The organism is Streptomyces sp. NPDC002787 (assembly GCF_053592095.1).
On the sequence record NZ_JBSFVC010000018.1, the window covers coordinates 47,748 to 72,445 of the forward strand.

A 24,698-nucleotide genomic window follows, 5' to 3' on the forward strand; every position below is an offset into this window, starting at 1 on the left:
CGTCCCCGCTTCTTCAGGGAGATCAGTTGACACAGCGAAGCATGGGGTGCCGGAGGATCGGGGGCACTCACGTCGAGCTCACCGAACTCGGCTTCGGGGCCTCCGTCATCGGCAACCTCTACAGAGTCACCCCGGCGCACGAGGCGCAGGCCGCGGTCGAGGCGGCCTGGGCGGCGGGCATCCGGTACTTCGACACCGCACCGCACTACGGCCTCGGCCTCTCCGAGCGGCGCCTGGGCGCGGCTCTGCGTGACCGGCCGCGTGACACGTACGTCGTCTCCTCCAAGGTCGGCCGTCTGCTCGTCCCCAACGAGCACCCGCGGGGCACCGACGACGAGGGCTTCGTCGTGCGGGACGACCTGCGCAGGCAGTGGGACTTCAGCCGGGACGGGGTCCTGCGGTCCATCGAGGACACGCTGGAACGTACGGGACTGGACCGCCTGGACGTCGTCTACCTGCACGATCCCGACGACCACTGGAAGCAGGCGGCCGAGGAGGCCATGCCGGCCCTGGCGGAACTGCGCGACCAAGGGGTGATCGGCGCGATCGGCGCCGGCATGAACCAGTCCGCCATGCTCGCCCGCTTCCTGCGCGAGACGGCCGCCGACGTGGTGATGCTCGCCGGCCGCTACACCCTCCTCGACCAGTCGGCGCTGGACGACGTCCTGCCCGCCGCGCGGGAACTCGGCAAGAGCGTGGTGGCCGTCGGCGTGTTCAACTCGGGACTGCTCTCCCGCGACCGTCCCGCCGAGGGCATGAGGTACGACTACCAGGAGGCTCCCCCGGCCCTGGTGGCCCGCGCTCGGACGATCGCCGAGGTCTGCGCGGCGCACGGTACGACGTTGCCCGCGGCAGCGGTCGCCTTTCCGTACAGCCATCCCGATATCATCAACGTCACCCTTGGTATGCGGACCGCGGAACAGGTCGGACGGAACGTGGAACTCCACCGTCAGCACATCCCCGAAAGTCTCTGGGACGATCTCCGCGCCCGGGGGCTCATCAGGTCGGACGTGCCCGCGGCGAACGGGTCCGGAAGGAGCGCGCGGTGTCTCTGACGGACAAGGCGATAGCGCAGATCCGGGAGCTGATCCGCAGCGGAGCGCTGCCGCCGGGCTCGAAGCTCCCGCCGGAACCGGAGCTGGCCGCCCAGCTCGGCCTCTCCCGCAACCTCGCCCGGGAGGCCGTGAAGGCGTTGGCCGTCGCCCGGGTCCTGGAGGTCCGGCGGGGCGACGGCACCTATGTGACCAGCCTGCAGCCGAGCCTGCTCCTGGAGGGGCTCGGCGGTGCGGTGGAACTGCTGCAGGGTGATTCCGCCGCGCTGCAGGACCTCATGGAGGTACGGCGGCTCCTGGAACCGGTCGCCACCGCGCTGGCCGCCACCCGTATCTCCGACGAGCAGCTCGCCGAGGTCGAGCGGCATCTGGAGGCCATGCGCGAGGCCCGTGACGACGTGGAGCGGCTCAACGTCCACGACGCCGCCTTCCACCGCGCCGTCATCTCGGCCACGGGCAACGAATCTCTGCTCACGCTCCTGGAGAGCATCTCCGGGCGTACGCTGCGCGCCCGCATCTGGCGCGGTCTGGTCGACACCCAGGCCTCGGGCCGGACCCTCGCCGAGCACGAGGCGATCTTCCGGGCACTGTCCGTCCGCGACGCTTCCCTCAGCAAGGCCGCCGCGCTGCTGCATGTCAGCAACACCGAGCAGTGGCTGAAAGCGCACCTGCGTTCGCGGGAAGCCCTCCCGTGGGGCATGACAGCCGAGGAGTGACGGGTGGGGCCCGCCCGACCGTGCTCCGACACTGCTCGACCACCGCGGCGGACAGAACAGCGGTCCCGGGGGCCGCGCCGTCCGAACGGCACCGGCGGGGTAGAGCCCCGCCTGCCCCGCCAGGCTGTTCCCTGCCACTTTCGCCGACCGCGACCAGCCCCTTCAGTTCCCCGGGGTAACGCTGCCGGAGGTATTGACGCCTTCTGTTTCCCCCACTTAACGTCTGCCCGACCCCACGAACACCGTTCGGCATATCGGTCAATGCTCAAGAAGGGACGCCGGGAAGGACGCCAAAGCGGCACAGGCGAAGAGCCGCCTCACAGGCGCAGAGAGAAGCAACAGACCGTCTCGCCGCACCGCGCCCACGCGCACTCCGATCGACAACCGCCCAGTCGGCCTCGCACCACTACCGCCCCCGCTCGGGCGACAACCGTGCCCTCACCTACAAGCTGTCGCCAAGGACGCGCCGGCATCGTGTGCCCAGTCCCGCCGTCGCCACGGCGAAGCGCACCGCACACGGAAGACACCCCGCCCCCCGGACTCAGTCGGCTCTTCCGCGTCGCGCGGCATCGGGTCGTGTCCCGCCAACACGGACACGGAGCTTCGCCCCCCGCGATCCCACAATCGTGCGCTCCCCGCCCGGTGGCGGCCTTCGCAGAACGACAGGAGATGAACATGTCCGCGCTTCGCGCCCGGCTGTCGGCGATACTCCTCGCCGCGTGCCTGCTCTTCGCCTCCCAAGCCTTGATCACGCCGGACCGGGCGGCCGCCGCCGACCCGGGCTACCTGATGACGCACTTCATCGGAGAGGGGTCGAACGGCCAGCAGATCTACTTCTCGTACAGCACGGACGGCCTGAACTGGACCGATCTCAACGGCGGCGGAACAGCCCTTCGCTCCACGGTCGGCACGAAGGGGGTGCGTGACCCCGCACTGGTGAGATCCCCCGACGGCAGCAAGTACTGGATCATCGCGACCGACCTGTGCATCAGCTGCGGGCAGTCGTGGGCGGACTCCATCAACAACGGCAGCCGCAACCTGGTGGTGTGGGAGTCGACGGACCTGATCAACTGGTCGGAGCCGTGGCTGCTCAACGTCGCCGGAGCCATCCCCGACGGACGCAACGCCTGGGCGCCGGAGGCGATCTGGGACTCCGAGACCAACGACTACGTCCTGTACTGGGCGACGAACGTGCCCCTCAACGGCAAGACGAAGCACCGCATCTTCTACGCCCGCACCAGCGACTTCCGCACCATCACCACCCCGCAGATCTACATCGACCGCCCCGGTACCCAGGAACTCATCGACACCCAGATCGTCGAGGTGCCGGCCGGCGTCGGCAACTACCGCTACGTACGGGCCTCAGGTGACGGCCAGATCACCCTCGAAGGCAGCAACTCGATCCTCGGGACGTGGACGAACCTCGGCAACCTCTCCGGCATCGGCCTGACCGGTGCCCAGGTCGAGGGCCCGATGTGGATGAAGTTCCGCGACCGCGACGAGTGGGCGCTCTACCTCGACCAGTACGCCTCCGGACGCGGTTACATGCCGGTGACGACGACCAACCCCTCCGCCCCCGGCACCTACCAGCTTCCGGCGTCCGGCAGCTACAACATGGGCGGCACCAAGAAGCGCCACGGCTCGATCCTGCCCCTCACGGCCGCCGAGGAGACCCGCGTGCTCGCACGCTGGAGCGACATCCCGGCCAAGCGGCTCCAGTCGTTCAACTTCCAGGACCGGTACGTGCGGCACGCCAACTTCGATGTGCGCATCGACCAGAACATCACCGGCCCGGACGCACAGTTCCGGCTGCGGCCCGGCCTTGCGGGCTCCGGCACCGTCTCCTTCGAGTCGGTGAACTACCGCGGCCACTTCCTGCGGCACGCCAACAACGACTTCCAACTGGTCCGCAACGACGGCACCGCCCAGTTCGCCGCCGACGCCACCTTCCGCCAGGTCGCCGGCCTCGCCGACTCCACCTGGTCCTCCTTCCAGTCCTACAACCACCCCGACCGCTACATCCGCCACTACGCCTACCAACTCCGCCTCGACCCCATCACCACCGCGACAGCACGCGGCGACGCCACCTTCCGCGTGACGAACTGACCCGACTCCGGCAGGGAACCCGACGCCTTCACCGCTCCCCCTGGAAAGCGTCGGCCCGGTCACCGGAGGACACCACCCTGCCGGCCAACACCACCCGCTCGCTCCGGTCGGTCAACTTCCCCTGCCGCCATGCCGTCGCGCGGTCCGACAGTCGCGGCTTCATCGACCCGGTGACGTCCTCCAGCACCACGGCGGTCAGCCCCTGGGCATGAGCGATACCCTCCGCCAGACATCCCATAAAAGGTCGGATCGTAGGCCCAAATCACGCGGCAATTCCGGGATTTGCGGTGTTATCCCTTGACAGTGATGGGATGAAAAGGCAATCTCCCTCCGACTCTCGACGCGAGCGATACGCGGCGGACCATCTCCAACCACCCGGAAGGGCCGCATGAAACTCCTCCAACGAAGCGGGATTCAAGTCGCCGGTACGGCCGTGGCCGTCCTCGCCGGCGTGGGCTCGCTCACCGCGGTGCCCGCATCCGCCGCCACACCGGGGAGCTGGACCTCGGTCCAGCCCGGTGTCGCACAGACCGGCTGTGACGGCGTGCGCGCCACCGTGGCGCTGGACGCGAACGGCGCCCTCACGCTCGGTGCGACCTGGAACTGCCGCCAAGCCCTGATACCCGCTCCGATCGGGCTGGTGACCAGCCAGGTCGACTACACCACCGGACTGGAGTTCGTCCGTCGCACGGATACGCCCGTCTCGTACGACTACGAGGTCAAAGCGGGGAAGTCCCGCGACCGGACGCGGTCCGCGACCGAGACGAGACTGGTGTTCGCGAAGGGCTCCGCGCAGCTCACCGTGCACGTCCGCACGTCCGCGGACGGTATGGCCCTGCGCTACGAGCTGCCGTCGGGGGCGACGGTGCTGAGAGAGGCGACGTCGTTCGAGCTGCCGACCGACGCCCAGCTGTCCCGGCAGGTGTTCAGCCCCGATCACGAGAGGGGTTATGTGACCTCTACGGTCACCGACGTCCCGGCGGGCTCCTACGACATGGGCATGTTGGCCCAGCAGACCAACGGCGCGCGGGTGCTGCTGGCCGAGTCCGGTGTGGACGGTGGCTATTCGGGTGGCTGGTTCACCCACACCCAGGGCACCGGCCGGTTCACCGTCGCGCTGGCCGACGCGCAGATCGCGCGGTCCGGCGCGTTCACCACGGCCTGGCGCACCGCCACCATCGGCAGCACGGCGACGGTCGTCGAGTCCACGCTGGTCGACGACGTCGCGCCCGCCTCGAAGATCTCCGACACCTCGTGGATCAAGCCGGGTATCGCCGCGTGGCCGTGGCTGGACGGCATGTTCGAAACCCAGCGCGACCTGACCAAGCTCAAGCAGTGGGCCGACTACGCCTCCTCGCAGGGCTGGCCCTATCTCCTCGTGGACGACGGGTGGAAGGCCAACCAGGCGATCATTCCCGAGCTCGTGACCTACGCCCGGGAGCGCGGCGTGCGGATCATGCTCTGGTATCACTGGCAGGACCTGGACACCGCCGCCGAGCGGGACGCCGAGTTCACCAAGATCACCGGGTGGGGTGCCGTCGGCGTCAAGATGGACTTCATGGGTTCCGAGACCCGGGCCCGTCAGCAGTGGTACGACGCGGCCCTGGCCGACACCGCACGCTACAGACTGATGGTCGACCTGCACGGCTCGCGCCTGTCCGTCGGTGTCCACCGCACCTGGCCGCACGTGCTGACCAATGAGGCCGTCCGGGGCGAGGAATACCCTGGCGGCCGGGACATCGGACACGTGGCCGCACTGCCGTTCACCCGCGGTGTACTGGGCCCCGCCGACTACTCGCCGATGAGCTTCCAGCAGCGCAACCCGAACAGCGACGCCGCCGAACTCGCCCTCGGTGTACTCCTGGACAGCGGCATCATGCTGCCCGGCAGCCGCATCCCGGACTACCAGGCCCGGCCCGAGGCACAGCGGTGGCTGCGCATGCTGCCGACCGCGTGGGACGAGACGAAGTACGTCTCGGGCGACCCGCTCACCGGAGGGGTCATCGCGCGCCGCGACGGCGACCGGTGGTTCGTCGGGGCCCTCAGGCGCGGCGGCGCCACCACCATCAGCTACCCGACCACCTTCCTCGGCTCCGGTACCTGGCACGCGGAGATCACCACCGACGGCTCCGACGGCCTGACCCGCACCAGCAAGGTCATCCAGGCCGGTGACACGCTGAGCGTCCCGGCGGTGGCCAACGGCGGCCATGTGGTCAAGCTGACCAAGGTCCCGGTCATCCCGACCGGGAACCGCACGGTGACCGTCTCCGGCAGCAGCCACGTACTCGACGTGAAGAGCGGAAGCCTCGCGAACGACGCCGCGATCATCCGCTGGCCCGGCACCGGCGGCACCAACCAGCGCTTCGTGTTCGTGCCCCTCGGCGACGGATACACGCGGATCGTCAACCAGGCGAGTGGCAAGGACGTCGTCACCCGGTGGGCCTCCCGCGACGCGGGCGCGAAGGCCGTCCAGTACCCGTACGAAGCCAACGCGAACACCAACGACGAATGGCTGGCGGAGGACGCGGGCAACGGCCGCATCCGGCTCCTCAACCGCCACAGCGGTCTCTACCTCACCGCGGGCAGCGCCCAGGGCGACCAGCTGGAGCAACGCCCGTTCGACGGCGCCGACCACCAGATGTTCACCGTCTCCTGATGCCGCTGAACGAGACAGCCAGGCCGCTCACGCGGGGCGGGGGTTGCCACTCCCGCCCCCGGGGTCTCAACCGGGCGGCGCGAGCCGCACCAGAACGGAAACCGTCGGAAACATTGACGGAACCCTGGCACAAATCTATCTTCTGCTCGAAGTTCCGCACATTGTTCGACATTTCGACCAACGCGTCCCCACACGGCGAGCGGCCAAGCGGGACTGGCCGAGCCCGGAGGAAGAGTTGAACAGAACCACAAGAACGCTCTGCGCCCTACTGGGCCCGCTGCTGGTCCTCCTGGGCTTCCCCGCCCTTCAGGGCACCGCCACGGCCGCCGCCCCACCGGCCGGGCAGGCCACGCGGTACACGATGACCGCGTTCACCAACAGCAGCGAGTCGAACATGTACGTGTACGACTCGCCGGACGCCACCGGATTCACCCTGCGGAAGGGCCCCGCCTACACCCCGCCGTCCGGTCTCATCCGGGACCCCAGCATCTTCAAGCACACGGACGGCTTCTACTACATCACCTACACCACCAACTGGACCGGGAACACCATCGGTTTCGCTCGGAGCACCGACCGGGTGAACTGGACGTTCCTGTACAACTACACCCTCCCGATCAGCGGGTTGACCCGCACCTGGGCGCCGGAGTGGTTCGTCGACAGCGACGGCAGCGTCAACGTCATCATGTCGCTGACGTCGGCGAGCACCGCCACCCACTTCACCGCCTGGAAGATCACGGCGACCAACTCCGCGCTGACCACCTGGTCGGCCCCCACCCAGCTCTCCGGCATCGGCCCGAACTACATCGACACCTTCGTCGTCAAGATCGGCTCCACGTACCACGCGTTCACCAAGAACGAGACGACGAAGTACATCGAGTACGCCACCGCCTCCAGCCTCACCGGCCCGTACACGATGCGGAAGACGGGCAACTGGGCCGGCTTCGGCGACTGGGTCGAGGGCCCGGCCCTGGTCCAGCTCGACAACGGAGGCTGGCGCATCTACTACGACGGCTACCGCGCCGGGAAGTACTGGTACAGCGACAGCTACGACAACTTCGTCACCTGGACCACGCCCACCGAGGTGCCCGGGCTGACCGGCTTCATACGCCACGCCACCGTGCTGAAGGAGACGGTCTCCGGCGGTGTCACCCTGCCCACCAACACCACCAGGTCACTGCAGTCGGTCAACTTCCCCGGACGGTCCGCCGTGGTGCGCTCCGACAGCCTCGGCTACATCGACCCGGTGAGCGCCTCCAGCAGCACCGCCGTCAAGCAGAGCGCGACCTTCACCGTCGTGCCCGGCCTCGCGGACGCCAACTGCTACTCCTTCCGTGACTCCGCCGGCCGCTATCTCCGCCACTGGGACTACCGGGTCCGCTTCGACGCGAGCAACGGCACGGCCGTCTTCAACAAGGACGCCACGTACTGCGCCCGTCCCGGCAGCACATCCGGATCCATCAGCCTGGAGTCGTACAACTACCCCGGCCGCTACCTCCGCCACTACGACTACGCGCTGCGCGTGGACCTCTACCAGAACACCGACACCTTCCGAGCCGACAGCTCCTTCACGGTGGTCAGTCCCTGGGCCTGACCTGTCCGGCCCACCCCGCCGTGCCGTCGCGGACCCCACCCGCGGCGGCGCGGGCCTCCGCGACCTCCACGGCCGCTGCGACGGCCACTCCCTGATCATTCTGTCGCAGGCGTACACCGACAGCGACCTCGGCACATCCAATGTTTGGCTCGGCGCCAGGGCGCCTTCCGGACACACATCGGGAAGTGGCCGAGTATTTCGTGTCGCACGACTAGACACGGGCAACGTTCGTACCCGCTAATCCATCCCATGTATTTGTGGAGCGGACTGAGGGGACCGAGACCCCCACGGACCCCAGGCTGTCGTCGCCCGTCGGCCATGTGAGCCAACAGACCAACGACCGAGCAATCGCTCCTTCCCACCGAAAGGTGCAAGATGGCCTCCTCCGTCAGCAGACGGCGCCTCCTGCAAATAGCCGGGGCCACCGCCGCCGCCTCTGCCACCGGATCCTTCATCGGCGCATCTCCCGCCCACGCGGCGGTCGTCCCTCCCGCAAGGGCCGACATCGGGGTCTCCGCGCACCCCTTCGAATTCGGCCAGGTCCGGTTCACCGCGAGCCGGTGGCTGGACAACCAGAACCGTACGCGGAACTACCTGCGGTTCGTCGATGTCGACCGGCTGCTGTACAACTTCCGCGCCAACCACCGGCTGTCCACCAACGGCGCGGCCGCGACGGGCGGCTGGGACGCGCCGGACTTCCCCTTCCGCACCCACGTCCAAGGGCACTTCCTCTCGGCATGGGCACAGCTGTACGCCGTGACCGGGGACACCGTCTGCCGGGACAAGGCCACCCACATGGTCGCGGAACTGGCCAAGTGCCAGGCCAACAACAGCGCCGCCGGTTTCAACGCCGGGTACCTCTCCGGTTACCCCGAGTCCGACTTCACCGCTCTCGAGCAGCGGACCCTGAGCAACGGCAACGTGCCGTACTACACCATCCACAAGACCCTCGTCGGCCTGCTGGACGTCTGGCGCCACATCGGCAGCACACAGGCCCGTGACGTGCTGCTCGCCCTGGCGGGATGGGTCGACTGGCGCACCGGCCGGCTGACCAGCCAGCAGATGCAGACCATGCTGCAGACCGAGTTCGGCGGCATGAACACCGTGCTGACCGATCTCTACCAGCAGACGGGCGACGCGCGGTGGCTCACCGTCGCCCGGCGGTTCGACCACGCCGCGGTGTTCGACCCCCTGGCGGCCAACCAGGACCGGCTCAACGGACTGCACGCCAACACCCAGGTACCCAAGTGGATCGGTGCCGCCCGGGAGTACAAGGCCACCGGCACCACCCGCTACCGGGACATCGCCACCAACGCCTGGAACATCACCGTCAACGCGCACACCTATGCCATCGGCGGCAACAGCCAGGCGGAGCACTTCCGCGCCCCGAACGCCATCGCCGGTTTCCTGAACAAGGACACGTGCGAGAGCTGCAACACCTTCAACATGCTCCTTCTCACCCGGGAGTTGTTCGCGCTGGACCCGAACAGGGCCGCGCTGTTCGACTACTACGAGCGGGCGTGGCTGAACCACATGATCGGCCAGCAGAACCCGGCCGACGACCACGGCCACGTCACCTACTTCACCTCGCTCAACCCGGGCGGCCGACGCGGTGTGGGCCCGGCGTGGGGCGGCGGCACCTGGAGCACCGACTACGGCACCTTCTGGTGCTGTCAGGGCACCGGCCTGGAGATGCACACCAGGCTGATGGACTCCATCTACTACCGCAGTGACAACACGTTGATCGTCAACATGTTCGTGCCCTCGGTGCTCAACTGGTCGGAGCGCGGAATCACGGTCACCCAGACCACGACCTATCCCGTCAGCGACACCACCACCCTGCAGGTCACCGGCAACGTCAGCGGCACCTGGGCGATGCGCATCCGCATCCCGAGCTGGACCACCGGGGCCACCATCAGCGTCAACGGCACGCAGCAGAACATCGCCACCAACCCCGGCAGCTACGCCACCCTGACCCGCTCCTGGACCTCCGGCGACACGGTCACCGTCCGCCTGCCCATGCGGATCGTCATGCGAGCGGCCAACGACAACGCGAACGTCGCCGCGATCACCTACGGCCCGGTGGTCCTGTCCGGCAACTACGGCAACTCCTCGCTCAGCTCTCCGCCGACGCTGAACACGTCCTCGATCACACGCACCAGCAGCAGTTCCCTCGCCTTCACCGCCACCGCCAACGGCTCCACCGTGAACCTGGGCCCGTTCCACGACGCGCACGGCCACAACTACACCGTCTACTGGAACACCAGTGGCAGCGTCCGTCTCGTCAACGTGGCCAGCGGTCTCCTGCTGGGCATCCAGAACATGTCCACGGCCGACGGTGGCCGCGCTCTGCAGTGGTCGGACAACGGCACCGCCGACCACGACTGGTACATGATCACCGACGGAAACGCGGTCCGCTTCCGCAACGCCCACAGCGGCAAGGTGCTCGGCGTCCTGAACATGTCCACGGCTGACGACGCGACCGTCCTGCAGTGGTCGGACACCGGCACCGCCGACCACCGATGGACGCTGCTCGACCAGGGAGACGGGACCTACAAGATCCGCAACGAGAACAGCGGCAAGTTGCTCGCCATCGCGAACGACTCCACCGCTGTCGGTGCGTTCGCGGTCCAGGACTCGGACGACGGCACCGCCGACAACCGGTGGCGCATCGTGAGGAACTGAGCCCTTCGCACCACCAGGTTCTCGTCGCTCTCCGCCCTTCCATCTAACCGATGCTTCGACCATCGTTCGAAATAACGAACGCCTGGGGGCTGGTCGCAGCACATCACCTCCGGTCGGCCTTTTGACGGGGCCGGCCGGAACCGCTCACCCAAGGAATGAGGTCCCCATGCTCAGACGTACCTTCAGCCGCAGACATCTCGCCGTGGCGCTCGCGGCCCTGGTCGCATCGGCGGCGACGCTCGTCGCCAACCCGGCTCAGGCGGCCACCAGCGGCGCCTTGCGCGGCGTCGGTTCCGGCCGGTGCCTGGATGTGCCGGGCGCCAGCCAGACCGACGGCACAAACCTGCAACTCTGGGACTGCTGGGGCGGGACCAACCAGCAGTGGACACTGACGGACAACAACCAGTTGACCGTGTACGGCAACAAGTGCCTGGATGTTCCGGGCCAGGCCACCACACCCGGGACCCGGCCGGTGATCTGGGCCTGTAACGGCGGTGCGAACCAGCAGTGGCGGGTGAACACCGACGGCACGGTCGTCGGCGTGCAGTCCGGGCTCTGCCTGACCGCCACGGGCTCCGGTACGGCCAACGGCACGGCGGTGGAGATCTCGACGTGCAACGGCGGCAGCAACCAGAAGTGGACCGGCCTGTCCGCACCGCCGAGCGGCACGTGTTCTCTTCCGTCGACCTACCGGTGGACCTCGACGGGTGCACTGGCGCAGCCGGCCAACGGGTGGGCCGCGCTGAAGGACTTCACCACCGTGACGCACAACGGCAAGCACCTGGTCTACGGGACGTACTCCGACGGCAGCAACTGGCGCTCGATGGGCTTCGGCTCCTTCACGAACTGGTCGGACATGGCGACCGCCCCCCAGACCGCCATGAGCCAGGGCGCGGTGGCGCCCACGCTGATCTACTTCGCGCCCAAGAACATCTGGGTGATGGCCTCCCAGTGGGCCGGCGGCTGGCCCTTCAACTACCGCACGTCGACCGACCCCACCAACCCCAACAGCTGGTCCGCGCCGCAGCCGCTGTTCACCGGCACCCTGCCCAGCACCGACAACTCCCCCACGGGCCCGATCGACCAGACCCTGATCGCCGACGACCAGAACATGCACCTGTTCTTCGCCGGTGACAACGGCAAGATCTACAAGTCGACCATGCCGCTCGCGAACTTCCCGGGCAACTTCGGCTCGTCGTACACGACGGTCCTGAGCGACACCGCGGACAGAGTGTTCGAGGCGCCGGAGGTCTACAAGGTCCAGGGCCAGAACCAGTACCTCATGATCGTCGAGGCGCGGGGCGCGAACGGCCGCTACTTCCGCTCGTTCACCGCCTCCAGCCTGAACGGTCCGTGGACCGTGCAGGCCGGCAGCGAGAGCAGCCCCTTCGCGGGCAAGGCCAACAGCGGTGCCACCTGGACCAACGACATCAGCCACGGTGACCTGGTCCGCAACAACCCCGACCAGACCAAGACCATCGACCCCTGCAACCTGCAGTTCCTCTACCAGGGCAGGGGCGCCACCGCGAGCGGCACCGACTACTTGAAGTGGCCGTACCGGCCGGGTGTCCTCACCCTGCAGCGCTGACCCGCACACGCATGATCACAAGCACGTGACCGTACCTTCAGGCCGGGAGGCGGCTTCGGCCGCCTCCCAGGAAGGACCCCCCATGGTTCACCTGCACAAACGACTGCTGCGTCTCCTCGCAGCCACGGCACTGACGCTCACCGCCTGCGTCACCGCCTCCGCCGGCACGACCGCCGAGGCCGCACCGGGCAGCCCCGCGCTCACCCCTCCACTGGGCTGGAACAGTTGGAACAGCTTCGGGTGCGGGATCACCGAGGCCCAGGTGCGCCAGGCCGCCGACGCGATGGTGTCCTCGGGCATGAAGGACGCGGGCTACCAGTACGTCGTCGTCGACGACTGCTGGTTCGACCCCCAGCGTGACGCGGCGGGCAACCTCCGGGCCAACCCGACCAAGTTCCCCAGCGGCATGAAGGCGCTCGGGGACTACATCCACAGCAAGGGCCTGAAGTTCGGCATCTACCAGGCACCCAACGAGAAAACGTGCGCTCAGGGCGTGGGCACCTACCCCGGCTCCACCGGCAGCAAGGGCCACGAGGCCCAGGACGCCGCCGCGTTCGCCTCCTGGGGCGTCGACTACCTCAAGTACGACTGGTGCTCCGGCAACGGCACCCTCGACGAACAGATCGCACAGTTCACCATCATGCGCGACGCCCTGCGCGCCACCGGCCGCCCGATCGTCTACAGCATCAATCCCAACAGCTTCCACGCCCCCACCGGCGACAAGTACGACTGGGGTGAGGTCGCCGACCTGTGGCGGACGACCGAGGACCTGCTCGACATCTGGCAGAACGGCAACACCAACAGCTACCCCATGGGCGTCGGCAACGTCCTGGACGTCACCGCGCCCCTGGCCGCCCAGTCGGGCCCGGGCCACTGGAACGACCCCGACATGCTGGTAGTCGGCCGTCCCGGTCTGTCACTGACCGAGTCCCGCTCCCACTTCGCCCTGTGGGCGCTGCTCTCGGCACCCCTCATGGCCGGCAACGACATCCGCACCATGTCCGCCGACGTGAGCGCGATCCTGCGCAACCCCCGCCTGCTGGCGGTGAACCAGGACTCGCTGGGCGCGGGCGGGCGCAGGGTGCGCGACGACGGCGCCACCGAGGTGTTCGCCAAGCCCCTGTCCGACGGCTCGGTCGCCGTGGGTCTGTTCAACCGGGGAGGGAGCGCCACGACCATCACCGCCACGGCCGCGCAAGTCGGCCTCACCGGCGGGCCGTTCACCCTCACCGACCTGTGGACCGGCGCTACGTCGAGCACGTCCGGCCAGATCTCGGCGAGCGTCCCGGCGCATGGTGTCGCCGTGTTCAAGATGAGCGGCGGCAGCCCGCTGGCCGCCACCACCGCACGCCTGCGCGGTACCGGGTCCGGCCGCTGCCTGGACGTGGACCGCGCCGCCACCGCGGCCGGGACGACGACACTGCTCTGGGACTGCCACACCGCCGCCAACCAGCTCTGGACCACCTGGGCCGGAGGCGAGATCCGCGTCTACGGCGACAAGTGCCTGGACGCCTCCAACCAGGGCACCACCAACGGCACACGGGTCATCATCTGGCCCTGCAACGGCCAGAACAACCAGAAGTGGACCAGGCAGGCCGACGGGTCGATCCGCAACGTCAACGCCGGGCTGTGCCTGGACGCCGAACAGGCAGGAACCGTCAACGGGACCCCGGCCATCCTGTGGACCTGCAACGGCCAGAACAACCAGAAGTGGACCACGCTGCCGTAACCCACCCTCCGAAGCCGGCGGCGGCGTCCTGAGCGGTGCGTGCCCGGCCGCCCCGGGCGCCGTCGGCGGTTGCGCCCCCCTAACGCGCGGTCTGCGTGTGGACGTACTCCACGAGGCGGGTCAGCGCGTCCGGGTTCGTGCTGGGCATGACGCCGTGGCCGAGGTTGAAGATGTGGCCCTCCAGGCCCGCGGCCGTGTCGAGGACCTCGCGGGTCTTGGTCTCGACGGCCTCCGTGCCGGCGAACAGGACGGTCGGGTCGAGGTTGCCCTGGAGCGCCTTGCCGGGGCCGACGCGGCGGGCGGCCTCGTCGAGCGGGACGCGCCAGTCGACGCCGACGACGTCCGCGCCGGCCTCACCCATGAGGCCCAGCAGCTCACCGGTGCCGACGCCGAAGTGGATGCGCGGGACGCCGTACCCGGCGACGGCGTCGAAGACCTTCGCGGAGGCGGGCAGCACCGAGCGGCGGTAGTCCGCCGGGGCGAGGGCGCCGGCCCAGGAGTCGAAGAGCTGGACGGCGGAGGCGCCCGCCTCGATCTGGACCTTGAGGAACGCGGCCGTGATGTCGGCGAGGCAGTCGAGCAGGTCGGCCCACAGCTCCGGGTCGCCGTACATCATCGCCTTGGCGTTCTCGTACGTGCGGGACGGGCCGCCCTCGACGAGGTAGCTGGCGAGGGTGAAGGGGGCGCCGGCGAAGCCGATGAGGGGGGTCTCGCCGAGCTCGGCGGTGAGCAGCCCGATCGCCTCGGTGACGTAGGAGACGTCCTCCGGGGTCAGGTCGCGCAGCTGGGCGAGGTCGGCGCGGCTGCGGATCGGTTCCTCGACGACCGGGCCGACGCCGGGCTTGATGTCGAGGTCGATGCCGATGGCCTTGAGGGGGACGACGATGTCGCTGAAGTAGATCGCCGCGTCCACGTGGTGCCGGCGGACCGGCTGGAGGGTGATCTCCGTGACCAGTTCGGGCCGCATGCACGATTCCAGCATCGGGATGCCCTCGCGCACCTTCAGGTACTCCGGCAGCGAGCGCCCGGCCTGCCGCATGAACCACACCGGTGTGTGCGGCACGGGCTCGCGCCTGCACGCCTTCAGGAAGGCGGAGTTGTACGTGGCGGTCGGCTGGTGGCCCGAGGGGCTGGCGTTGGCACTCACGAGGCAAAGTCTCGCACGCCCGCTTGACAGTGACGGCCCGGGCTGTGGACAACCCCGGACCGCACTTTTCCGGCCACCACGTGTGGCCGGGGGCGGGGCTCGCGTTCGCTGAGCGCGATCCGACCGTGACCCAGCGCACGGGTGTCTTGCCCTGCGCCGAGGCCCCGTTCCCCTTAATGTTCCGGCATGGCTGCGGCTCAGGGACGACTGTCGGACGGCGCTGGCGGGATGGACGACGCGAAAGAGGGGGAGCGCGATGCGATGGAGGCGGCACCGGTGCCGTTCCGCTCCGCCGTGGAAGCGCTGCGGGCCACACGGCTGAGGCCGGAGATCGAGGTCGAGCCGACCAAGCCGCCCCAGCGGCTCGCCCCGTACGCGTACGCCCTGGAGGCCGCGGTCGTCGACGGCGACGAGGATCTGGCGGACGGCCGGCTCGTCCTGCTGCACGACCCGGCGGGGCACGACGCCTGGCAGGGCACGTTCCGGCTGGTGACCCTGGTCCGGGCGGAGCTGGAGCCGGAGATGGCGGCGGATCCCCTGCTGCCGGAGGTGTGCTGGTCGTGGCTGACCGGTGCGCTGCAGTCCCGTGGGCTGTCGTACGGCGATCCGAGCGGCACGGTGACGCGGGCGAGCTCGCACTACTTCGGCGGGCTGGCGACGCGGCCGGCGGCGTCGCAGATCGAGATCAGGGCGTCATGGACCCCGAGGGAGACGCTGGGCGGGGTTCCGGACACGGCTTCGCATCTCGCGTCCTGGTGCGATCTGCTGGCCCAGATCGCGGGGCTGCCTCCGGCGGTGGACCCGGGTGATGCGGCTGTCGTGACGTTGCCGCAGCGGCGGGGCCCGCAGTCCCGCTGAACACCCCGCAGGACCAAGGACCGAGGACCGAGAACAAGAAACGAGAACCGAGGACCGTACGCCGTGGGCGTGCGGTCCTTTTTCGTGCTCGTCGCCACGCCGATCGAAACCATCACTTTGTCGATACGGCCACTTTCGGCCGCGTATCGACGCGAAGCGACACCGTTCGGTCTTCGAATGATCGAAGACGTGTCCGAATTGCACGGATTGTTACTCACCAAATCGTGATCATTCTCTAAAGGAGCAGAGGTTTGATGCCGAAGACCTCTGTGACCTTGAAAGCACGGTTCGTCCCGGCTTCGACCCCACGAGCCCAGCGAGCCGGCCCCCCCGTCCCGCACCCAGGAGGCCTGGTGTCCGTTCTCCTCGAGCAGCCCGCAAGCCTGGTCGCCTACCGTCCGAACAAGCCGACCGCGATGGTGGTGGTGGCCGATCCCCGGGTCCGGTCCACCGTGACCCGCCATCTGTGGGCCCTCGGTGTCCGCGATGTCATCGAGGCCTCGTCCATCGCCGAGGCCCGTCCCCGCGTCGGCAACCCCCGTGACATCTGCGTCGCAGACGTCCACCTGCCGGACGGTTCCGGCCTGACCCTCCTCTCCGAGACCCGCGCGGCGGGGTGGCCCAACGGCCTCGCCCTCTCCGCCGCCGACGACATCGGCGCCGTACGCAACGCCCTCGCGGGCGGTGTGAAGGGATACGTCGTCACCGGCACCCGTACCAACATCGGACTGCCCGCCCGCCCCGGCGCCGCCCCCATCGGCTCCGCTGCCCGTATGCACCGTCGCCCCCCGGGTGCCCCGAGCCACCCGGGCGGATACCGGGAGCTGTCGGGCCGCGAGGTCGAGGTGCTGCGCCTGGTCGCGGAGGGGCAGTCGAACAAGGCGATCGGCGTCTCGATGGGCCTGTCCGCGCTCACGGTCAAGAGCCACTTGGCCCGCATCGCGCGCAAGCTCGGCACCGGTGACCGCGCCGGAATGGTGGCGGTGGCCCTGCGCACCGGGATCATCCACTGACGCCAGGGCCCGACCGTTGGGCGGACCCGAGGGCGCCGAGGCAGGAAGGGGTCAGGATCATTCGCAGATGCCGGGCCTCTCCCGGTTCGCCGGGAACATTCACTGACACGTGTGACACATGACTGGTTTACGCCCCTCAAAGGCCCGTCGACGGAACGTTCCGTCGGCGGGCCATGTCCATACACAGATACCCTTGACAGGTGACCGACGCCCAAGAGACCGCAGCAGACAGGACCCTGCGAACCACCGGAGGCGCCCCTCCGGACGACGGCGGATCTTCTGAAGCGGGGGCGCCGATCCCTTTGCTGGAGCCCCGAGACGGCATTCCGCCCGTGATCGCCGACGAGTCCGCGCTCGCCGCGGTGATCGCCGCGTTCGCCGCCGGCTCCGGCCCCGTCGCCGTGGACGCCGAACGCGCGTCCGGATACCGCTATGGCCAGCGGGCCTATCTGGTCCAGCTGCGCCGCGAGGGCGCGGGCACCGCGCTCATCGACCCCGTCGCCTGCCCCGACCTCTCCGGCCTGGGCGAGGCGCTCTCCGGAGTGGAGTGGGTGCTCCACGCGGCCACCCAGGACCTGCCCTGTCTGCGCGAGATAGACATGGTCCCGACCCGGATCTTCGACACCGAGCTGGCCGGGCGCCTCGCCGGGTTCCCCCGGGTCGGCCTCGGCGCGATGGTCGAGGGCGTCCTCGGCTACGTCCTCGAGAAGGGCCACTCCGCGGTCGACTGGTCCACCCGCCCGCTGCCCGAGCCGTGGCTGCGGTACGCGGCGCTCGACGTGGAACTCCTCGTGGACCTGCGGGACGCCCTGGAGAAGGAGCTGGACCGGCAGGGGAAGCTGGAGTGGGCGCGGCAGGAGTTCGACGCGATCGCGTCCGCGCCGCCCGCCGAACCGCGCAAGGACCCCTGGCGGCGTACGTCCGGGATGCACAAGGTACGGCGTCGGCGGCAGATGGCGGTCGTACGGGAGCTGTGGGAGGCGCGGGACCGGATCGCGCAACGGCGGGACGTGTCGCCCGGGAAGGTGCTGAGCGACGCGGCGATCGTGGAGGCCGCGCTCGCGCTGCCGCCGAACGCGCACGCGCTGGCCGCGCTGAACGGGTTCGGGCATCGGATGGGGCGGCGGCAGCTGGAGCAGTGGCAGGCCGCCGTGGATCGGGCCAGGGTCCTTCCCGACTCCGCGCTGCCCGCGCATGGGCAGCCGGTGACGGGGCCGCCGCCGCCGAAGGCGTGGGCCGACAAGGACCCGGCCGCCGCGGCTCGGTTGTCGGCCGCGCGGGCCGGGGTGAGCGCTCTTGCCGAGCAGCTCACCATGCCTCAGGAGAACCTGATCACCCCCGACACGGTTAGGCGGCTGTGCTGGGAGCCGCCGAAGTCGTTGGACGCGGAGGCGGTGAGTGCGGCGCTCGCGGGGTACGGGGCTCGGCCTTGGCAGGTGGAGTTGGTGACGCCGGTGCTGGTGGGGGCGATGGCCGCGGTGGCGAAGGTCAAGGGCGCCTAGGCCGTTTCCGATGGCTCTTGGTGGCGTCCTGGGCCGCGATCGACGGTGACAGCCGGGAGAAGCCGCTCTGTCACGAGCGGCGGCGCCTGTGGGTGGACCGGTCGCTGACGCTTCGCGTGCGGGACGGCGGGCTGGTGTCGGCCGCCGTCAGCCAGGCGGGGGAGGCATGGGCGGCACGGTCACGCCGGAACGCACGTAACCGGCGGTAACATCTGAACCCGATGTGACCTTCGCCGCTCCCCCGCCCAGGGGTGGGCAGCGCTGTTACTCGTAAGTAGCATGGGGCTGAGCGCCCGCTCAGCGGTTGCGTATCGCAGCAGTGCCGTCCCGCACCTCTGGAGGAGAGCCATCGTGCCTCGTACCGTCAAGGAAGTCGTCTTCGTCGACGGCGTCCGCACCCCGTTCGGCAAGGCGGGCCCGAAGGGCATCTACCACGAGACCCGCGCCGACGACCTCGTCGTGAAGGCGATCCGGGAGCTGCTGCGCCGCAACCCCGGTCTGGAGCCCGCGAAGATCGACGAGGTCGCCATCGCCGCGACCACGCAGATCGGTGACCAGGGACTCACCATCGGCCGTACGGCGGGCATCCTCGCCGGTCTGCCGCAGTCGGTGCCCGGCTACTCCATCGACCGTATGTGCGCCGGCGCCCTGACCGCCGTCACCTCGGTCGCCGGTTCCGTCGCCTTCGGCGCGTACGACGTGGCCATCGCCGGTGGTGTCGAGCACATGGGCCGCCACCCGATGGGTGAGGGCGTGGACCCGAACCCCCGGTTCGTCAGCGAGAAGCTGGTCGACGAGTCCGCCCTGTTCATGGGCATGACCGCCGAGAACCTGCACGACCGGTACCCGACGATCACCAAGCAGCGCGCCGACGAGTACGCCGTGCGCTCGCAGGAGAAGGCCGCCAAGGCGTACGCCAACGGCAAGATCCAGGCCGACCTGGTGCCGATCTCGGTGCGCCGCACCAACGCCGAGGCCGGCGAGACCGGCTGGGGCCTGGTCACCGCCGACGAGCCGATGCGGCCGGGGACGACCCTGGAGAACCTGTCCGGCCTCAAGACCCCCTTCCGTGTCCACGGGCGGGTCACCGCCGGTAACGCGGCCGGCCTGAACGACGGCGCGACCGCCTCGCTCATCGCGAGCGAGGACTTCGCCCGCGAGAACAACCTGCCGGTCAAGATGCGTCTCGTCTCGTACTCCTTCGCGGGTGTAGAGCCGGAGGTCATGGGCTACGGCCCGATCCCGGCGACGGAGAAGGCACTCGCCCAGGCGGCGCTGTCCATCGACGACATCGGCCTGTTCGAGATCAACGAGGCCTTCGCCGTCCAGGTGCTCGCCTTCCTGGAGCACTACGGCATCGCCGACGACGACGCGCGCGTCAACCAGTACGGCGGCGCGATCGCGTTCGGTCACCCGCTGGCCTCGTCGGGTGTGCGTCTCATGACGCAGCTGGCCCGCCAGTTCGAGGAGCAGCCCGAGGTCCGTTACGGCCTCACCACCATGTGCGTCGGCTTCGGCATGGGCGCCACGGTGATCTGGGAGAACCCGCACCACAAGGACGCCGGAGGCGACAAGTGAGCACCACCGCCGATCTTCTCAAGGGCGCGGCCGAACTGTTCCCCGACGAGGTCGTGACGTCCGCGCACGTACGCCACCTCGACCTGCCGTTCGGCGCGGGGCGCTTCGCGCTCATCACGCTCGACAACGGCTTCGACCACACCAAGCCGACCACCTTCGGCCCCGCGTCGCTGGCGAACCTGAACACCGCCATCGACCAGGTCGAGAAGGAGGCCGCGGCCGGCGAGATCGTCGGTGTCGGTGTCACCGGCAAGCCGTTCATCTTCGCCGTCGGCGCCGACCTCAAGGGTGTCGAGCTGCTCAAGGAGCACGAGCACGCGCTCGCCATCGGCAAGGGCGGCCACGAGGTCTTCAAGCGGCTGTCCGCCCTCGCCGTCCCGACCTTCGCGTACTACAACGGTGCCGCGATGGGCGGTGGCGTCGAGGTCGGTCTGCACTGCTCCTACCGGACCGTCTCCGCGGCCCTCCCGGCGTTCTCGCTCCCCGAGGTGTTCCTGGGCCTGGTCCCGGGCTGGGGCGGCTGCACGATCCTGCCGAACCTGATCGGCGCCGACAAGGCCGTCTCGGTCATCATCGAGAACAGCCTCAACCAGAACAAGCAGCTCAAGGGCGAGCAGGTCTACGACCTCGGGATCGCCGACGCCATCTTCGAGGGCGCCGACTTCCTGGAGCAGTCGCTGATCTGGACGGCGTCCGTCCTCAAGGGCGAGATCGTCATCGACCGCCCGGCGATCGACCGCGGTGAGGCCTGGGACCAGGCCGTCGCCAAGGGCCGGTTCATCGCGGACAGCAAGGTGCACGGGGCGGCCCCGGCCGCGTACCGCGCGCTGGACATCATCGCCGCCGCGAAGAACGGCGACCTCCAGCAGGGCTTCGACGCCGAGGACGTCGCCCTCGCCGACCTGATCATGGGTGGCGAGCTGCGCGCCGGTATCTACGCCTTCAACCTGGTGCAGAAGCGCGGCAAGCGCCCCGCCGGCGCCCCGGACAAGTCGCTGGCCCGTCCGGTCACCAAGGTCGGTGTCGTCGGCGCCGGTCTCATGGCCTCCCAGCTGGCCCTGCTCTTCCTGCGCCGCCTGGAGGTGCCGGTCGTGCTGACCGACATCGACCAGGAGCGCGTCGACAAGGGTGTGGGCTACGTCCACGCCGAGATCGACAAGCTGCTGCTCAAGGGCCGTATCAACCAGGACAAGGCCAACCGCCTCAAGGCCCTGGTCACGGGTGTCCTGGACAAGGCCGAGGGCTTCGCGGACGCGGACTTCGTCATCGAGGCCGTGTTCGAGGAGATCGGTGTCAAGCAGCAGGTGTTCGCGGAGGTCGAGGCCGTCGCCCCGGCGCACGCGATCCTCGCCACCAACACCTCCTCGCTGTCGGTCACCGAGATGGCGTCGAAGCTGAAGAACCCCGAGCGGGTCGTCGGCTTCCACTTCTTCAACCCGGTCGCGATCCTGCCGCTCCTCGAGATCGTGCGCGGCGAGCAGACGGACGATGCTTCCCTGGCCACGGCCTTCGCCGTCGCCAAGAAGCTGAAGAAGACCGCGGTGCTGGTGAAGGACGCCCCGGCGTTCGTCGTCAACCGCATCCTGACCCGCTTCATGGGCGAGATCCAGAACGTCATCGACGAGGGCACGCCGGTGGCCGTGGCGGAGAAGGCGGTCGAGCCGCTGGGTCTGCCGATGTCGCCGCTGGTGCTCCTTGAGCTGGTCGGCCCGGCCATCGGTCTGCACGTCTCGGAGACCCTCAACCGGGCCTTCCCGGACCGCTTCACGGTCTCCCCGAACCTCGCGGCCGTCGTCAAGGCCGGCAAGCGCGGCTTCTACGTGTACGACTCCGGCAAGCCGGAACTGGACCCCGAGGTCGCCGCGCTCCTCAAGCAGGGCGATGTCGTCCTGACCGAGGAGCAGGTGCGGGCCCGCGTGCTCGACGCCGTCGCCCAGGAGATCGGGCTCATGCTCGACGAGGGTGTCGTCGCCGAGGCGCAGGACATCGACCTCTGCCTGATCACCGGCGCCGGCTGGCCCTTCCACCTGGGCGGCATCACGCCGTACCTGGACCGTGAGGGCGTCAGCGAGCGGGTGAACGGCAAGAAGTTCCTGGAGGCCGGGGTGGCCTCGGTCCCCGCGTAACCACGGACACGGATGAGGGCCTCCGCCTCCGGGCGGGGGCCCTCTTCTCATGTGCCGGCGTCCTTGAGCCTGAACCTCCCCGTCAGCAGGGCGTGGTCCGACTCGGCGTACCGCTCGGCGTCGCCGTCCACGACCGTGAAGTGGCGGCGGTCGGCGAAGACGTAGTCGATCTTCCGGCCGTCGGCGGTGGGCTCGGGCTCGGCCCCGTCCGCCTCCGCGAAACGGCCGGTGAGATACGAGATGGCGGGCGCGTCCGGCGGCAGGTTGAGGTCACCGGCGACGATCACGGGGGGGTCCTCCGGGAGTTCGGCGGTCCGGTCCCGGATCTCCCGCAGCTGCCCGGGGGCCTTCGCGTTCGTGTGGGCCGTGCACGCGATGAGGGAGCGCCCCCCGAACGACGTGTGGGCGCACAGGAGTCCACGGCGGACCTCGACCGTACGGCCGCCGCCCGTGTAGGTCTCACCGCCCGTGTCGGTGAAGCGGTGGTACTCCTGCCGGTCGTCGGGGACGTCCTCCCGGCTGAGGACGGCCGAGCCGAAGGCGCCGGTGCTGCCGCAGGCGGGCACGTTGTCCTGGGAGGAGGCGTAGGTGCCGTCCACCTGCCAGCCCGCGGCGGTGAGTCGGCGCTTGAGTTCCGCGTACTGGGTGAGGCAGATCTCGTTGACGGTGACGATGTCCGCCTCGATGCGCGCCGCCCGCTCCACCAGGCGCGGGATCGAGGTGCCGGGACCCGTGCCGCCGGAGTTCCACGGGCAGACGGCCGCCGCGCCGCACAGGTTGTAGTGGACGACCCGTAGCTCCCGGGTCTTCGCCGTGGGAGCCGCGACGGCCCGGCCCTCGCTCCGGCCCTCGCCGCCCCGGCCGTCGTCGCGCGGTGCCACGAGTACCCCCAGGAGCACGGCGAGCCCGCAGGCCACCGCTCCCAGGAGCACCCGGCCGCCGCCCCTACCAGTCACCCGTGAACGGCCGGTGCTCGCAGACGGCGTCGGCGCAGTCGTGCCGGGAGGTCCCGGACATCCTGAGGGGGCTGTTCTCGGGGATGCCGACGACCCTGAACGTCCGTGCGGCGGCCGGGGATTCGGTGGCGCCGAAGAGGGCGACGACCTCGATGGTGTGGGTGCCGGAGCGCCAGGGGTGGGCGTGGGTGAAGGACCACTCGCCGTTCTCGTTCACCCCGGTCGCGCCGATGAGGACGCCGCGTTCCAGCAGGACCACCTTGGTGACGCCCTGCTCCACCGTGCCGGCGAAGCGCGGCCGGGGCCCGGCGAAGGCGCCCTCGGCGGGTGCCGTGATCAGCGGGACCGGGACCTCGGTGCGTACGGTGAAGTGGTGTTCCAGGACCGGTGTGCAGCCGTCGCCGCGCAGTCCGACGCACTGCACGGCGTGCTCGCCGCCGGACCAGTTGACCGAGCGGCGCCAGAGCCACTGGCCGGTGCCGCCGACGCCCGTACCGCCGAGGTACTGGCCGTTCTCGAAGAAGAGAAGGTAGTCCGTGCCGGGCGCGGCGACGCCGGTGAACTTGACCATCGGGCCGGAGAGGCCGCCCGGGGCGGGCTTGCTGATGACCGGTACCTCGCCGCTGCGCTGGGCGTAGTGCAGCGCGGATTCCGGGGCCTGGACGGTGAACTCGCCGGAGACCGGGGGCATGGTCGGCGGCTCCATGAGCGCCTGGACGTTCACCTCGGACTTGTCGAGCACGCCGAGGTTGCACAGGCCCGCGACGACGATACGGGCGACCTCGAAGGCGCCGGTGTGGTTGAGGTGGGTGGAGTCGATGCTGCCGTCGGGGTGGCCGGGGTGGTCGGCGGCGTCGACCCAGCAGAAGTACTGGCGCAGCCGCATCGGGCCGATCTCGGCCCACAGTTCCATGGTGCGGCCGGTCAGGTCGACCAGCGGGGCGCCGAGTTCACCGGCGACCTCGATCATGGCGCGGGGGTGGTCGCCGAGGGTGTTGAGGACCTCGCCGGTGCCGGAGAAGGCGTACCGGGCCATGGGGGTGACGAGGACGGGGACACCGCCCTCCTGGTGCACGTAGGTGACGAACAGCCGGAGGAGTTCCTTGTACTCGGGGATCGGGACGTACCGCGTCCCGTTGTGGATCATGTGGTCCACGCAGCCGAAGCCGATGAGCACGACGTCACCGCGCTTCATGCGGTTGAGCATCGCCGGGAAGCGTTCGGTGAAGTACTTGCGGCTGGTCATGGCGGAGCGGGCGTAGTTGGCGACCTCGATCGGGCCGAGCAGCAGCTCCTCGATCTTCTGGCCCCAGCCCGCCATGGGCGCTTCCTCGTCGGTGCGCGGGGCGGGGACGGAGTCCCCGAGCACGAAGATCGTCCGGTTCATCTCTCATC

At 69.5% G+C, this 24,698-nt stretch carries 17 protein-coding genes; 13 read left to right on the top strand and 4 right to left on the bottom strand.

Features of this window, described 5'->3' with window-relative positions:
- Positions 1–41: 41 nt before the first annotated feature.
- The 3 genes from ACWD26_RS25105 to ACWD26_RS25115 all read left to right on the top strand — a co-directional run bounded on the left by ACWD26_RS25105 (position 42) and on the right by ACWD26_RS25115 (position 3,874).
- A complete protein-coding gene (locus ACWD26_RS25105; RefSeq protein WP_451273933.1) occupies positions 42–1,055 on the top strand; it encodes an aldo/keto reductase in 1,014 nt (337 codons plus the stop codon).
- Positions 1,046–1,768, top strand: coding sequence for a FadR/GntR family transcriptional regulator (locus ACWD26_RS25110; protein WP_451273662.1), 723 nt, complete (start codon positions 1,046–1,048; stop codon positions 1,766–1,768). Before ACWD26_RS25105 ends, ACWD26_RS25110 begins: the two co-directional genes overlap by 10 nt.
- A gap of 675 nt (positions 1,769–2,443) precedes the next feature.
- Entirely contained in the window at positions 2,444–3,874 is a 1,431-nt protein-coding gene (locus tag ACWD26_RS25115) for a glycoside hydrolase family 43 protein (RefSeq protein WP_451273664.1), read from the top strand.
- Positions 3,875–3,902: 28 nt separating this feature from the next.
- On the opposite strand, the gene ACWD26_RS25120 is transcribed toward ACWD26_RS25115, so the two are convergent.
- Positions 3,903–4,112, bottom strand: a complete 210-nt coding sequence (locus tag ACWD26_RS25120; RefSeq protein ID WP_451273666.1) for a hypothetical protein — start codon at positions 4,110–4,112, stop codon at positions 3,903–3,905.
- A 150-nt stretch (positions 4,113–4,262) separates the two neighbouring features.
- Between ACWD26_RS25120 and ACWD26_RS25125 the strand changes: the two genes are divergently transcribed.
- The 5 genes from ACWD26_RS25125 (at position 4,263) to ACWD26_RS25145 (ending at position 14,123) form a co-directional block, all read left to right on the top strand.
- Positions 4,263–6,530 (top strand): glycoside hydrolase family 97 catalytic domain-containing protein, encoded by a 2,268-nt coding sequence (locus ACWD26_RS25125; RefSeq protein WP_451273668.1) that lies wholly within the window; start codon positions 4,263–4,265, stop codon positions 6,528–6,530.
- Between the two features lie 235 nt (positions 6,531–6,765).
- Positions 6,766–8,121: a glycoside hydrolase family 43 protein gene (locus ACWD26_RS25130; protein WP_451273670.1), complete on the top strand. Its 1,356-nt coding sequence runs from the start codon at positions 6,766–6,768 to the stop codon at positions 8,119–8,121.
- Between the two features lie 375 nt (positions 8,122–8,496).
- Positions 8,497–10,806, top strand: a complete 2,310-nt coding sequence (locus ACWD26_RS25135) for a beta-L-arabinofuranosidase domain-containing protein (RefSeq protein ID WP_451273672.1) — start codon at positions 8,497–8,499, stop codon at positions 10,804–10,806.
- A gap of 166 nt (positions 10,807–10,972) precedes the next feature.
- Positions 10,973–12,394: a non-reducing end alpha-L-arabinofuranosidase family hydrolase gene (locus tag ACWD26_RS25140; protein ID WP_451273674.1), complete on the top strand. Its 1,422-nt coding sequence runs from the start codon at positions 10,973–10,975 to the stop codon at positions 12,392–12,394.
- Positions 12,395–12,476: 82 nt separating this feature from the next.
- A complete protein-coding gene (locus tag ACWD26_RS25145; protein WP_451273676.1) occupies positions 12,477–14,123 on the top strand; it encodes a glycoside hydrolase family 27 protein in 1,647 nt (548 codons plus the stop codon).
- Positions 14,124–14,202: 79 nt separating this feature from the next.
- On the opposite strand, the gene hemE is transcribed toward ACWD26_RS25145, so the two are convergent.
- A complete protein-coding gene (gene hemE, locus ACWD26_RS25150) occupies positions 14,203–15,270 on the bottom strand; it encodes a uroporphyrinogen decarboxylase (RefSeq protein WP_451273678.1) in 1,068 nt (355 codons plus the stop codon).
- Positions 15,271–15,498: 228 nt separating this feature from the next.
- Here hemE and ACWD26_RS25155 point away from each other — a divergent pair, with 228 nt between their 5' ends.
- From ACWD26_RS25155 to ACWD26_RS25175, 5 genes are all read left to right on the top strand, one after another.
- Positions 15,499–16,128 carry a DUF3000 domain-containing protein gene (locus tag ACWD26_RS25155; protein ID WP_451273935.1) on the top strand — a complete coding sequence of 210 codons (630 nt, stop codon included), beginning with the start codon at positions 15,499–15,501 and terminating at the stop codon, positions 16,126–16,128.
- Positions 16,129–16,481: 353 nt separating this feature from the next.
- Positions 16,482–17,141: a LuxR C-terminal-related transcriptional regulator gene (locus ACWD26_RS25160; RefSeq protein WP_451273680.1), complete on the top strand. Its 660-nt coding sequence runs from the start codon at positions 16,482–16,484 to the stop codon at positions 17,139–17,141.
- 200 nt (positions 17,142–17,341) lie between these two features.
- On the top strand, positions 17,342–18,643 hold the full coding sequence (locus tag ACWD26_RS25165) for an HRDC domain-containing protein (RefSeq protein ID WP_451273682.1): 1,302 nt from the start codon (positions 17,342–17,344) through the stop codon (positions 18,641–18,643).
- A 351-nt stretch (positions 18,644–18,994) separates the two neighbouring features.
- Positions 18,995–20,221: a thiolase family protein gene (locus ACWD26_RS25170; RefSeq protein WP_451273684.1), complete on the top strand. Its 1,227-nt coding sequence runs from the start codon at positions 18,995–18,997 to the stop codon at positions 20,219–20,221.
- Positions 20,218–22,347 carry a 3-hydroxyacyl-CoA dehydrogenase NAD-binding domain-containing protein gene (locus ACWD26_RS25175; RefSeq protein ID WP_451273686.1) on the top strand — a complete coding sequence of 710 codons (2,130 nt, stop codon included), beginning with the start codon at positions 20,218–20,220 and terminating at the stop codon, positions 22,345–22,347. Before ACWD26_RS25170 ends, ACWD26_RS25175 begins: the two co-directional genes overlap by 4 nt.
- 47 nt (positions 22,348–22,394) lie before the next feature.
- Here the strand turns inward: ACWD26_RS25175 and ACWD26_RS25180 are convergent, their stop codons facing one another.
- Both ACWD26_RS25180 and ACWD26_RS25185 read right to left on the bottom strand, forming a co-directional pair.
- Complete coding sequence (locus ACWD26_RS25180; protein ID WP_451273688.1) at positions 22,395–23,303, bottom strand: endonuclease/exonuclease/phosphatase family protein; 909 nt, start codon at positions 23,301–23,303, stop codon at positions 22,395–22,397.
- Complete coding sequence (locus ACWD26_RS25185; protein WP_451273690.1) at positions 23,293–24,690, bottom strand: hypothetical protein; 1,398 nt, start codon at positions 24,688–24,690, stop codon at positions 23,293–23,295. The genes ACWD26_RS25180 and ACWD26_RS25185 overlap by 11 nt, the downstream gene beginning before the upstream one ends.
- Between the last annotated feature and the right edge of the window lie 8 nt (positions 24,691–24,698).